The organism is Janthinobacterium sp. 75 (assembly GCF_004365495.1).
GTDB lineage: Bacteria > Pseudomonadota > Gammaproteobacteria > Burkholderiales > Burkholderiaceae_D > Janthinobacterium.
On sequence record NZ_SORD01000001.1, the window covers coordinates 4,432,008 to 4,444,685 of the forward strand.

Annotated in this window: 12 protein-coding genes; 4 read left to right on the top strand and 8 right to left on the bottom strand. The window is 60.0% G+C overall.

Features of this window, described 5'->3' with window-relative positions:
• Nucleotides 1-12: 12 nt before the first annotated feature.
• The 3 genes from C8C89_RS20120 to C8C89_RS20130 are packed head-to-tail and all read right to left on the bottom strand — an operon-like array spanning nucleotide 13 to nucleotide 3,592.
• A complete protein-coding gene (locus tag C8C89_RS20120; protein ID WP_133992144.1) occupies nucleotides 13-2,265 on the bottom strand; it encodes a bifunctional (p)ppGpp synthetase/guanosine-3',5'-bis(diphosphate) 3'-pyrophosphohydrolase in 2,253 nt (750 codons plus the stop codon).
• 41 nt (nucleotides 2,266-2,306) lie between these two features.
• Nucleotides 2,307-2,657 (bottom strand): RidA family protein, encoded by a 351-nt coding sequence (locus C8C89_RS20125; protein ID WP_101480849.1) that lies wholly within the window; start codon nucleotides 2,655-2,657, stop codon nucleotides 2,307-2,309.
• A 53-nt stretch (nucleotides 2,658-2,710) separates the two neighbouring features.
• On the bottom strand, nucleotides 2,711-3,592 hold the full coding sequence (locus C8C89_RS20130) for an alpha/beta hydrolase (protein WP_133992146.1): 882 nt from the start codon (nucleotides 3,590-3,592) through the stop codon (nucleotides 2,711-2,713).
• Nucleotides 3,593-3,807: 215 nt separating this feature from the next.
• Between C8C89_RS20130 and C8C89_RS20135 the strand changes: the two genes are divergently transcribed.
• Both C8C89_RS20135 and C8C89_RS20140 read left to right on the top strand, forming a co-directional pair.
• Nucleotides 3,808-5,145, top strand: a complete 1,338-nt coding sequence (locus tag C8C89_RS20135) for a dicarboxylate/amino acid:cation symporter (RefSeq protein WP_243858145.1) — start codon at nucleotides 3,808-3,810, stop codon at nucleotides 5,143-5,145.
• A 234-nt stretch (nucleotides 5,146-5,379) separates the two neighbouring features.
• The gene (locus C8C89_RS20140) at nucleotides 5,380-5,790 is read left to right on the top strand and encodes a DoxX family protein (protein WP_133992148.1); all 411 of its coding nucleotides are present in this window, start codon (nucleotides 5,380-5,382) and stop codon (nucleotides 5,788-5,790) included.
• A gap of 49 nt (nucleotides 5,791-5,839) precedes the next feature.
• Here C8C89_RS20140 and C8C89_RS20145 read toward each other — a convergent pair whose 3' ends face one another.
• On the bottom strand, nucleotides 5,840-6,490 hold the full coding sequence (locus tag C8C89_RS20145; RefSeq protein WP_101480845.1) for a CoA transferase subunit B: 651 nt from the start codon (nucleotides 6,488-6,490) through the stop codon (nucleotides 5,840-5,842).
• Between the two features lie 20 nt (nucleotides 6,491-6,510).
• Nucleotides 6,511-7,212, bottom strand: a complete 702-nt coding sequence (locus C8C89_RS20150) for a CoA transferase subunit A (RefSeq protein ID WP_133992150.1) — start codon at nucleotides 7,210-7,212, stop codon at nucleotides 6,511-6,513.
• Nucleotides 7,213-7,359: 147 nt separating this feature from the next.
• Here C8C89_RS20150 and C8C89_RS20155 point away from each other — a divergent pair, with 147 nt between their 5' ends.
• The gene (locus C8C89_RS20155; protein WP_101480843.1) at nucleotides 7,360-7,926 is read left to right on the top strand and encodes a LuxR C-terminal-related transcriptional regulator; all 567 of its coding nucleotides are present in this window, start codon (nucleotides 7,360-7,362) and stop codon (nucleotides 7,924-7,926) included.
• A gap of 29 nt (nucleotides 7,927-7,955) precedes the next feature.
• Here the strand turns inward: C8C89_RS20155 and C8C89_RS20160 are convergent, their stop codons facing one another.
• Entirely contained in the window at nucleotides 7,956-8,732 is a 777-nt protein-coding gene (locus tag C8C89_RS20160; protein ID WP_034752351.1) for an SDR family oxidoreductase, read from the bottom strand.
• Nucleotides 8,733-8,983: 251 nt separating this feature from the next.
• Between C8C89_RS20160 and C8C89_RS20165 the strand changes: the two genes are divergently transcribed.
• Nucleotides 8,984-10,660: an electron transfer flavoprotein-ubiquinone oxidoreductase gene (locus C8C89_RS20165; RefSeq protein ID WP_208327738.1), complete on the top strand. Its 1,677-nt coding sequence runs from the start codon at nucleotides 8,984-8,986 to the stop codon at nucleotides 10,658-10,660.
• Between the two features lie 136 nt (nucleotides 10,661-10,796).
• Here C8C89_RS20165 and C8C89_RS20170 read toward each other — a convergent pair whose 3' ends face one another.
• Nucleotides 10,797-11,894: a class I SAM-dependent methyltransferase gene (locus C8C89_RS20170; RefSeq protein ID WP_133992152.1), complete on the bottom strand. Its 1,098-nt coding sequence runs from the start codon at nucleotides 11,892-11,894 to the stop codon at nucleotides 10,797-10,799.
• 21 nt (nucleotides 11,895-11,915) lie between these two features.
• The gene (locus tag C8C89_RS20175) at nucleotides 11,916-12,665 is read right to left on the bottom strand and encodes a class I SAM-dependent methyltransferase (RefSeq protein ID WP_133992154.1); all 750 of its coding nucleotides are present in this window, start codon (nucleotides 12,663-12,665) and stop codon (nucleotides 11,916-11,918) included.
• Nucleotides 12,666-12,678: the final 13 nt, after the last annotated feature.

Genomic DNA, 12,678 nt, shown 5'->3' on the forward strand with positions numbered 1-12,678 from the left:
CAGTTTATTGCGTCAACTGCGCCTTGCCTCCAGGACACCACTCACGTCCTTGATGACATTCAATGCCTTCAATAGCTGCGCCGTCGAGCTAATCTCGGCCGTAAATGTCATGCGGGCCTGGCCCTTGGCGCTTTGGGTGTTGACGCCGATCACGTTGATCTTTTCGCGCGAAAAGATTTCGGAGATGTCGCGCAGCAAGCCCTGACGGTCGCCGGCCAGAATGAAGATATCGACCGGATACACGGTGTCTTGCCCGCCCGTGCTGCCCCACTCCGTGAAAATCACCCGTTCGGGCGACTTGGCGCGCATTTCCTCGAAATTCTTGCAGGTGGCGCGGTGGATAGAGACGCCCTTGCCGCGCGTCACGAAGCCCACGATGCTATCGGGCGGCGCCGGCTTGCAGCACTTGGCCAGCACCGTCATCAAGCCCTCCGTTCCCACCACCAGCACGCCGGACTTGGCGCCCTGCTCCACGCTGGAGGCGCGGCTCTTGCCGACCAGCACAGCGTCTTCCGGCACCACCACTTCGCCAGTGTCGTGCAGCGCCTGCTCTACGTGGCGCAGGCTGAATTCATCCTTGCCGACCGACAGGAACAGCTCGTCGACCTTGGCAAAGCCCAGCTTTTGCGCCAGCGCTTCCAGATTGACGGCCGTCTTGCCTTCGCGCTGCAGGGATTTCTCCACCAGCGCGCGGCCGTGGGCCAGGGTTTCCTGCATGTCGATGGCATGGAACCACGCGCGGATCTTCGAACGCGTGCGCGTGCTGACGGCGTAGCCGGCGCCCAACCAGTCGCGCGACGGCCCGGCCGTACCGGGCGCGCCCTTGGCCGTGATGATTTCGCAGGTCTGGCCGTTCTTTAATTGCGTATTCAGGGGCACCATGATGCCGTCGACCTTGGCGCCGCGGCAGCGGTGGCCCACATCCGTATGCAGGTGATACGCAAAATCGACGGGCGTGGCGCCCACAGGCAATTCCAGCACCCGCGCCTGCGGCGTCATGACGAAGATGCGGTCGTCCAGCGTGGCGGATTTCAACTTTTCCACCCATTCGCGCTGGATTTCTTCCTGGCCCACGACAGCATCGGCCACTTCCGTCTTCCACGCCAGCAACTGGCGTAGCCAGGCGATCTTTTCGTCGTATTTCTGGCCGGCAAAGTTCGAGCCGCCCTCTTCCTTGTAGCGCCAGTGCGCAGCCACGCCGTACTCGGCAAAGCTGTGCATTTCATTCGTGCGTATCTGCACTTCCAGCGGCCGGCCATCCTCGGCCGTCACCACCGTGTGCAGCGACTGATAACCGTTAGGTTTTGGCCGCGAAATGTAATCGTCGAATTCCTTCGGGATGGGGGTCCAGATATTGTGGACTACGCCCAGTACCGTGTAGCAGGTTTTCACGTCGGCGACGATGACGCGGAAGGCGCGCACATCGTACAGTGCCGTAAAATCGAGTTCCTTGCCGCGCATCTTGTTCCAGATGCTGTAAATGTGTTTCGGGCGGCCAAATACTTCCGCCTGGATACCGGCCGAGGCCAGTTCCGTCTGCAGGCGCAAGATGGCCGAGGAAACAAAGCCCTCGCGCATCATGCGCTTTTCTTCCAGCATCTTGGCGATGCGTTTATACGCTTCCGGCTCGATGAAGCGGAACGACAAGTCTTCCAGTTCCCACTTCAGTTGCCAGATGCCGAGGCGGTTGGCCAGGGGCGCGTACAAATCCAGCGTTTCCTTGCCGTATTCACGCGTCATTTCGTTGAACAGCTTCAATTCGGCAAAATAGCGCAAGGTCGTCACGCATGCGGCCAGGCGCACCAGCACCACGCGCATGTCGGAGGCCATCGCCAGCAGCATCTTGCGCAAGGTTTCCACCTGGGCCACGGCTTGCTGCGCCGCGTTCTTGCCACGACCGGCAGCGCTGCCGTGCTGTGTCTGGGTCAGCGCGCGCAGGCGAATCAGCTGGCGCACGCCGGTGGCCAGGTCGCACACCTGCTTGCCGAAGCGCGGCTCGATGTCGGCCGCCGTATCCGGGTCCAGCATCGTCAGCTCGAACATCAGACCGGCAATGCGCGTTTCCGCATCGCTGCGCAGGAAAGCCAGGGTGGTGGCCACGCCGATGGCGAAGTCCAGCGCAGAACGGCCGGCAAAGGTCTGCTTGTCACCATACGCTTCGGTGGCATACGCGAGCGCGTCCAGCACGCGGGCGCTGTCCGGCGCACTCAAGCCCTCTACCAGTTGTTCCGATGTGACGCTATTCGGGGCCGAGATGGAAACCATGTAATGCCTTATAAACTTAAAAAACTAAATAACTTAATAACCTAGCGCTCTGCAGCGATGATGACGATTTCAACCAGGCATGCCGGATTGGCCAGCTTCGCCTCCACCGTGGCGCGCGGCGGCGTGTGGCCGGACGCGACCCAGTCATCCCACACTTCATTCATGCCGGGGAAGTCTTTCATGTCGGCGATATAGATCTGGCACGACAGGATGCAGGTCTTGTCGCTGCCCGCTTCCATCAGCAGGCGGTCGACGTGACCGAGCACTTCGCGCGTCTGGCCGACGATGTCTTGCGTCGTGTCTTCGGCAATCTGCCCAGCCAGGTAGATGGTGTTGTTGTGTATCGCTACTTCGGAGAGGCGTTTGCCTACGTGCAGTCGTGTAATTTCCATGCTTCTTCTTTCGGTTGTTTCAAAATCTGTACAGCGTTATCTCTCACCACTACTTACTTGCCCAGCAGAAACTTGCGCGCGATGGCGATCTGGTCGTCATGGACAAAAGTGGGCGCATGGCCCACGCCGGCAATTTCCACCAGCTCCGCCTTCGGACCACGGCCCAGCATACTTTGCGCCGTCGCGTGCGACAGCAAATCGGATTCCGAACCGCGCACCAGCAAGGTGGGACAGCGCACGGCATCATACGCGGCCCACAGCATGGCTTCGTCGCTGGCTGCCGATTCCGGTGTGGCCGAACGGAACGGCATGGCCAGTCCCATGTCATAGTGACGGCGCCAATGGCCATCCTTATCCTGGCGCAACACATCCACGGCCAGTTTATGCCATTCCGCGTCCGTGTGCGGGCCGAAGCTGGCGGACACATCGCGCACAAACCTGGCACCCTGCTCGAACGTCTCGAAACGCAGATCCTGGCCGATGTAGTCGCCGATGCGCTGCAAGGCTTCCGGCGCCAGGGTCGGGCCGATATCGTTCAGCACCAGCTTGCTGATCGGGCTGTACGGCAACGATGCCAGACCCAGGCCGATCAAGCCGCCCATTGAAGTACCGAACCAGTCCACCGTCTGGCGCTCGCCATTGGCCAGCACGCGCGCCAGCAAGGTCACCATGTCGCTCACATATTGCGGTACGCGGTAAAACTGCGGATTGGCCAGCCAGCCCGAACGCCCGCGCCCCACCACGTCGGGGCAGATGACGCGGTAATCGCTGGCCATGGCGCGCGCCAGGCTGTCGAAGTCGTCCGCCACGCGCGTCACGCCATGGGCGCAGACGAGCACGTTCGGATTGTCGGGCGCGCCCCACTCCTTGTACGACATGGTATGCAAGCCTGCGGGGGAGATGCACTGGACAGATTTGATGCTCGCTTCGATCATGCGATTTCCTTATTCGATATAAAAAGAGCACCGCTTCCTGCCTGCCATGGGGTATCCCGCGCGCGACGCTACGGCAGTGTAGCGCAGCGCGGGCAATGCTCCAAGCGCGCGCCTGAAATGCTGCGCCGCAGCACGCCAACCATGGAGCAATACCCGATATAGCGAAAATGCATATCTGCGGTTATCCACAATTGAGCCAGCCTGGCAATGGGCGGATGATCGCAGCATCAACCCGCAAGAGGAGACCACTCGTGAAAAAACCATTCTATAAAATCCTGTATGTACAGGTCCTGTTCGCCATCGTGGCAGGCGTGCTGCTTGGGGTGTTCTACCCATCGAACGCCGTCGACATGAAACCGCTGGGTGACGGCTTTATCAAACTGATCAAGATGATCATCGCCCCGGTGATCTTCTGTACCGTGGTCTCCGGCATTGCCGGCATGCAGGACGTCAAGAAGATCGGCAGAGTGGGCGGCAAGGCACTGCTGTACTTCGAAGTGGTCTCCACTTTTGCGCTGGCCATCGGCTTGCTGGTTGCCAATATCCTGAAACCGGGCGCCGGCTTCAACGCCGACCCGGCTCACCTGGATGCCAAGTCGATCGCGCAATATACGCACGCCGAAGGCTTGACCACCGTCGACTTCCTGATGAATATCATCCCGAAGACCTTCGTCGATGCCTTCGCCAAGGGCGACATCCTGCAAGTGCTGTTGATCGCCATCCTGTTCGGCTTCTCGCTGTCCCTGCTGGGCGAGCGCGGCCGTCCGGTCACCAAGCTGATCGACGAACTGTCGCATGCCATCTTCGGCATGGTCAACATCATCATGAAAGTCGCTCCCATCGGTGCGTTCGGCGCGATGGCCTTCACCATCGGCAAATACGGCCTGGCTTCGCTGATCCCGCTGGCTAAACTGATGGGTTCGTTCTACCTGACCTGCTTCCTGTTCGTCTTCGTCGTGCTGGGACTGATCGCCAAGTACACGGGCTTTTCCATCGGCCGCTTCTTGTTGTACATCAAGGAAGAACTGCTGATCGTGCTGGGTACGAGCTCGTCGGAATCGGCCCTGCCGGCGCTGATGAAAAAACTCGAGCGCCTGGGCTGCTCGAAACCGGTGGTCGGCCTGGTCGTGCCTACCGGCTACTCGTTCAACCTGGACGGCACCAACATCTACATGACCATGGCCGCCCTGTTCGTGGCGCAAGCGACCAACACGGAACTGACCATCTGGCAGGAACTGACCATCCTGGGCGTGGCGATGCTGACCTCGAAAGGCGCCTCAGGCATCACCGGCGCCGGCTTCATTACCCTGGCCGCCACCCTGGCCGTGGTGCCGACGATTCCCGTGGCCGGCATGGCGCTGATCCTGGGCATCGACCGCTTCATGAGCGAATGCCGCGCGCTGACCAACTTCGTCGGCAACGGCGTGGCCACCATCGTCGTGTCGAAATGGGAAAAAGAACTGGACATGGACAAGCTGCACAGCGAGCTGGCTCATCCCACCCACCCGACCGACGACGCCTACATTGCACCAGCCGTGAATATCGTCAAGTAAGCTGACCTCTCCACTAGGAGCCCCGCAGAGCGATCTGCGGGGCTTTTTTCATGCGCGCACGTTTTATTGCATCATCAACACACAGTAAATCATGTATCAATATTTACCATAATGATCAATGAATCAAAAACCATTACAGTGCTGTCACCTGTTCGCCGCCAGGCTCGCGCATAATGACATTGCGTTAATACAAGCCTGACACAGAACCATCCACCTTTTTGAATGGAGTACGTCATGTCCCTCACGCCCGCCTTCTACGCCACCTGGAACCCACGCCTGCTTGGCCTGCTGCGCATCATCCTCGGTTTTCTCTTCCTGCAGCACGGCACTGCCAAGCTGTTCGGCGCACCGCACGTGGCCATGTTCGACGGCCTGCAACTGTTGTCCGTGATGGGCGCGGCCGGCGTCATCGAACTGGTGGGCGGCAGCTTGCTGCTGGTGGGCCTGTTCACGCGCCCCGTCGCCTTCATCCTGTCGGGCCAGATGGCGGCCGCTTACTTCATGGCACATGCACCTGCCGGCTTTCTGCCCATCCTGAACGGCGGCGAGATGGCCGTGATGTACTGCTTCACCTTCCTGTACTTTGCAGTTGCGGGCGCCGGCGCCTACAGCCTGGACGGCTTGCGCGGCAAGGCGGACGCATAAAAAAAGGCGGACATCGCTGTCCGCCCTTTCATGCCCCACAACGTGCGACTTACACGGCGGAAACGTCCAGTTCCGCGCCCGTGGCCGCCTGCACTTGTTCCTTGGTGACGCCCGGCGCCAGTTCCACCAGCTTCAGTCCGTTTTCCGTCACGTCGATGACGCCCAGGTCGCTGATGATGACATCGACCACGCCCACGCCCGTCAGCGGCAAGTCGCACTGCTTGAGCAGCTTGTGCGACGTCGTGCCATCCTTGGCCGTGGCCACGTGTTCCATCAGCACGACGACACGCTTGACGCCAGCGACGAGGTCCATTGCGCCGCCCATACCCTTGACCATCTTGCCTGGAATCATCCAGTTTGCCAGGTCGCCCTTTTCCGACACTTGCATGGCACCCAGGATGGCCAGGTTGATCTTGCCGCCACGGATCATGCCAAAGGAGTCAGCCGAGCTGAAGTAGGCGGCGCCCGGCAAGGCCGTCACCGTCTGCTTGCCCGCGTTGATCAGGTCAGCATCGACTTCCGCGTCGGTGGGAAACGGGCCGATGCCCAGCAAGCCGTTTTCCGACTGCAGGAATACTTCGATGTTCTCCGGCACATAGTTCGCCACCAGGGTCGGCAAGCCGATGCCCAGGTTCACATAAAAGCCGTCTTGCAGCTCTTTCGCCGCGCGCGCGGCCATTTGATCTCTCGTCCAAGCCATATTAATCTCCGTATTCTTTTTTATGCTTCGGTGCGCACCGTGCGCTGCTCGATGCGTTTTTCCGGGTTCGCGTTGACCACGATGCGGTGCACGAAGATGCTCGGCGTATGCACCTGGTCCGGGTCGATCTCGCCCACTTCCACCAGTTTTTCCACTTCGACGATGGTAATCTTGCCCGCCATGGCCACGTTCGGGTTGAAATTGCGCGCCGTCTTGCGGTAAACCAAATTACCGGCGCGGTCCGCCATGTAGGCTTTCACCAGCGACACATCGGCCACCAGGCTGCGTTCCATCACATATTGTTCGCCGTCGAACTCGCGCAGTTCCTTGCCGTCGGCAACGATGGTGCCCACCCCCGTCTTGGTGAAGAAGGCGGGAATGCCTGCGCCGCCGGCGCGCAGTTTCTCGGCCAGGGTACCTTGCGGCGTGAATTCCAGTTCCAGTTCGCCGGCCAGGTACTGGCGCGCGAACTCCTTGTTTTCGCCCACGTAGGAGGCGATCATTTTCTTGATCTGGCGCGTGGTAAGCAGCTGGCCCAGGCCGAAGCCGTCCACGCCGGCATTGTTGGAAATGGCCGTCAGGCCCGTCACGCCCGAATCGCGCAAGGCAGCGATCAGCGCTTCGGGAATGCCGCACAGGCCAAAGCCGCCAACGGCGATGGTCTGGCCATCTTGGACGATACCGACCAGCGCCGAGGCGGCGTCAGGATAAACTTTATTCATGGGTGTCCCTCTATCTTTTGTTAAGCTTTGGTCTTGAGTCCATGACTCAGGCAGCGACTCAGCATAAAATACGCGAGTGGAAAGTACAATACCGTAGAACTACCGGCGCCGTGCCAGCCATCCCCCTGTGAGAGTGATACGTATCAGATGAACGCCGCGTCAGCCATCGATTATGAAAGCATCTTCCTGCACGCGCCCGTGGGCATGTGCATGTCGGAAAACCGCATCATGCGCAGTTGCAACGAGGCACTGGCGGCCATGTTCGGCTATGCACGCGCCCAGCTCGACAACCAGTCCTTCGAAGTACTCTACCCCACGCACGACGAATTCCTGCGCACGGGTGACCGCATCATCCCCATCATGAACACCAGGGGACGCTATTCGGACGAGCGCATCATGCGCCGCAGCAATGGAGAATTGTTCTGGTGCCATGTGACGGGCCACGCCATGCTGCCGGGCCAGCCACTGGGGGCCGGCATCTGGACGTTCGAGGATGTCAGCGAGAAACGCCCCGTGACGGCGGAGCTGACCCCGCGCGAGCGCGAAATCGCCGCCCTGCTGGTGGAAGGCAAAACCAGCAAGGTCATCGCCCGCCAGATCGACCTCAGCCCCCGCACGGTGGAAATGCACCGCGCCAAGCTGATGCGCAAGTTCGCGGCCGCCACGTCATCCGAGCTGGTGCACAAACTGGTGGGACTGCAGCTGCAGCGCTGACGCTGCAGCTGCCTGTTACTCTACACGGATTAAAAGGTGCTCATGCCGCCATCGGCCGAGATAATCGCGCCATTGATGAAGTGCGAATCCTCGCCCGCCAGCAACAACAGCAGGCCATCGAGGTCTTCCGGTTTCCCCGGACGTTTATTGGGCAGCATTTCGATCAGCTTCTTGCCCTGCTCGGTGGCGAAATAATCTTCGTTGATCTCGGTCGAGATGTAGCCGGGACAGATGGCGTTGGTGTTGATGCCGTATTTGCCCCACTCCACGGCCATGGCACGCGTCATGTGCACCATGCCCGCCTTGCTCATGCAATACACGCCGATCTGCGGCAGCACTTGCAAGCCCGCCATCGAGGCGATATTGATGATGCGGTGCTGTTTCTTCGGGTCGCCCTTGGCGCGCGCGATCATGCGCTTGGCCGTCTGCTGGGCCACGAAGAAGGAACCGCGCAGGTTGGTATCCATCACGAACGAATAATCTTCGGGCGTGACATCGACCAGGCGTTGCGTGGTGGAGACACCGGAATTGTTGACGAGTATATCGATGGGGCCCGCTTCCGTTTCCGCGTGCGCGATGGCCGACTTGATGCTGGCGAAGTCGGTCACGTCGAGCGACACCACGTGCGCGGCACCGCCGTCCGCTTCGATCTCGGCGCGCAATTCCTTCAGGCGTTCGGTGCGGCGCGACGCCAGCACGACCTGGGCACCGGCCTGGGCCAGCACTTTCGCAAAGCGCGCGCCGAGGCCGCTCGATGCGCCGGTAATCAGGGCAATCTTGCCCTCGAAATTAACTTCTATGCCCACGAGCTACTCCTGTTTTATTTTAGATAACACTTTACACCGTGCCACTGGCACAGGGGCAAAATACCCTGCGTCGCACTTGAGCAAAGGTAAACGCCATCATTACACAAAATGGCCGGATTTAGATTGCGGCGAGGGGCAATGTCACGCAAAATGGCGCCAAAGTTGCAATCCTCGCCAAAAACAAGCACACTCGTGCTTAAATTTATCCGAAGATTCCTCACCCACCCATTTAGTGACTAACAATCGAGACCATGACACAGCCTAATAACTTAGTTGAACAGTACGGACCGCGCGAGACCATGGAGTATGACGTGGTGATCGTCGGCGGTGGCCCCGCAGGCTTGGCGGCGGCAATCCGCCTGAAGCAGCTGGCCGCTGAAAAGAGCCAGGAAGTGTCCGTCTGCGTGCTGGAAAAAGGCGGCGAACTGGGCGCTCACATCCTGTCCGGCGCCATCATGGACCCGAAAGCGCTGACCGAACTGATTCCGAACTGGAAAGAACTGGGCGCGCCCCTGAACACGGCAGTGACGGAAGACCGCATCCTGTTCCTGACGGAAACCAAAGCGTACAAGACACCGAACTTCGCCGTGCCAGCATGCTTTGAAAACCACGGCAACTACATTGTCTCGCTGGGCAATGTGGTGCGCTGGATGGGCCAGCAGGCGGAAAACCTGGGCGTGGAAATCTTCCCGGGCTTCCCTGCCGCGGAAATCCTTTACAACGACGACGGCTCCGTCAAGGGCGTGGCAACTGGCAACATGGGTGTCAAGCGCGACGGTGAACCCGGTCCCGACTTCCAGCTGGGCATGGAATTGCACGCCAAGTACACCTTGTTCGCCGAAGGCGCGCGCGGACACCTGGGCAAGCAGCTGATGGCCAAGTATGATTTGAACGCCGGCAAGGATCCCCAATCTTACGGTATCGGCATCAAGGAATTGTGGGAAATCGACCCGGCGCAGCACAAGCCGGGCTTGGTGATCCACTCGACGGGCTGGCCGCTGGACGCCAAAACCTATGGTGGCTCCTTCCTGTACCACCTGGAAAACAACCAGGTCATGGTCGGCTATGTGGTGGGCCTGGCCTACGAAAACCCGTATCTGTCGCCGTACGAGGAATTCCAGCGTTATAAAACACATCCGGAAATCCGCAAGTTCTTCGAAGGCGGCAAGCGCATCTCGTACGGCGCGCGCGCCATCACGGCCGGCGGCCTGCAATCGCTGCCGAGACTGGTGTTTGCCGGCGGCGCGCTGATCGGCTGCGATGCGGGCTTTTTGAACATGAGCCGCATCAAGGGCAGCCACGCAGCCATCAAGAGCGGCATGCTGGCGGCGGAAGCGGCCTTCGGCGCGCTGGGCGAACAACGCCAGCACGACGAACTGGCCGGCTACCCTGTTGCTTTTGAACAGTCGTGGCTGCATGAAGAACTGCACGTGGCGCGCAACGTCAAGCCATGGCTGTCGAAAGGCCTGTACCTGGGCAGCCTGATGACGGGCATCGACCAGATCCTCTTCCGTGGCAAGGCGCCGTGGACCCTGCACCATTCGCATGGCGACCACGAATGCCTGAAGCCTGCGGCCCAGTCGAAAAAGATCGTGTATCCGAAACCGGATGGCAAGCTGACTTTCGACAAGATGTCCTCCGTCTTCATCTCGAACACGAACCACGCGGAAGACCAGCCCATCCACCTGACCTTGAAGAACGCCAGCGTCCCCGTCGACGTCAACCTGACCACGTATGCGGGCCCGGAAGCGCGTTACTGTCCCGCCGGCGTGTACGAATTCGTGAAGAATGATGACGGCGCCGAACGCCTGCAGATCAATGCGCAGAACTGCGTGCACTGCAAGACCTGCGACATCAAGGACCCGACGCAGAACATCGTGTGGGTGACGCCGGAGGGTGGTGGCGGGCCGAATTATCCGAACATGTAAATTGCGATCAGCCGTCCCAGAGGCGGCTGTTGCCGCTTTCATTGGCTGCAATTGGGGACTGACTGCAATAGCGGGACTGGCCAGGCGGGCCAGCCCCGGAAGTGCCATGGCTGGCACCGCTGATTCAAGACTGAAGCTAGCCTGACATCTGGATGAAGAGTGCTCCGCCCGAAAAGAAAGCACAGGAAATGCGCATGCCATGCTGTGCCAGGAATTCGTCCGTGGCCCGGCGCGGCCCGTCACCATAAGCCCAGGCATAGTCGTCCATCACGATCCAGCCACCCGGTCTGACCAGATCGTACCAAGAAGCAATATCGGCCCGCACCTCGGCGTAGCCGTGGTTACCGTCGATGTGCAGAAGGGCAATTTTTCCACTGTACTGGGTCCGGCCAAAGGCCTCCGTCTCGACCACGCGATCCTGACGGTACGCGAGCGCCGCCTCCACCGATGGCAAGCGCAGATAGTTCACCATACCATTCGCATAGGGTAACAGGTTGATCTGGAAGACGGTCAGCGCCTCACTGGCATCCCACGCAACGTTATCGATCAGGTCACTCTTGTTTTCCTGCACCAGATGCTCGCTTGTCCACGGATCAACGCACAGCAGCTTGCCCGTGCCATGGCAACGCGCCAGGGAAGCGAGCACGAAGGCGGATTTCCCCCACCAGCTGCCCACCTCCACCACGTCGCCTGTCGGGCAATAGCGGAAAACTTCGCACAGGGCGCGTATCTTTTCCTGGTCGCACATACCGGGGATGGTTTCGGCATGCCGGAACAGCGCGGCAATTTCAGTGGCGGCGGTCGGCGGACGCTCGCCGCTGGCGGCCAGTCCGAACGGCTGCGCCAGCACTGCCTTGCCAAATGCGAGGGCACGGGCATACGGTGCCATTTCACTGGCGAGCGGTGCGCTGTTGACCAGCACCAGGCCTGGAAAATCGTGTCCCAGGCGCCGCTGCAGGTAATCCCAAACCACGGGATTGGGCGTGTAGATACTGCCGACGTCATGGGCAGAAACCGCCTGCCGCAAGGCCTCGTCGAATTCCGGCGCGGTAACGTAGGGGAGTTGCACCCAGCGCGAGTAACGCTCGCGCGCCGGGTCGTGCCCGAGCGAAGACGAACCCACCACCTCCATGCCATTCGCCAGGGCCTGGTCGAGGTAGACCAGCGAGCGTGGCATCCCTGCGGGAAAAATCAATACGCGCTTATTTATAATGTCCGCCTTTCCAATATTCATCGATAGCCGATCCAGACAGGGCTACGCCTTGGGACGCGCGATCGCGTACACGTCCGCGCACATATCCGGATACTCGTTGCCCATGCGATACAAGCCTTCCAGCTGCGGCTCGCCGAGGATACCGGAATCAATCATCTTATCCATCTGGAAATCTGCCAGCGGCTTGAAGAAAATCCCTCCCAGCGCCACCACCTCGAAACCGGCAGTCTCGAGTTCACGGTTCAATGTTACGCGGTCGTAGACCCGGCGGTGACCGCCACGCAGATCGTTCGGCGTCAGCTCATACAGGTCATTGATCAGCCCCATGTGACGCGCGAGCTGACGCGACATTGCGCGCGCATTCGGCACTGCCACGAGCAGGTGTCCGGTGGGCGACATCTGCGCCTTGACCTGCTTCAAGACCTGTTGCACATCAAGCAGATGTTCAAGCACATGGGAAGCGAACACGGCCTCGTAAGGCTGCTGCGCAACATATTCTTCGAACAGGGAACAGAAAAAGCGAGCATTGGGAATGTTGCGCGCCCGCGTTCTTTCCAGGAACAACTCGGAAGCATCGACGATGTCCAGCTGGTCGACCAGCGGCGCGATCAGTTCGGACATGTAACCGATTTCGCATCCTAGTTCCAGCGCACGTCCCCTGTTGACATACGGCTTGAATACCCGCATTTCCAGATGGCGCATCAGCCTCTGCTGGCTCGAATCATCCGAAGTAATGTAGTTGGCCGCATAATTCTCCAGCAGCGTTTTTTCCTCATTCAAACCTGTTTGCATTTTCACTACTCCC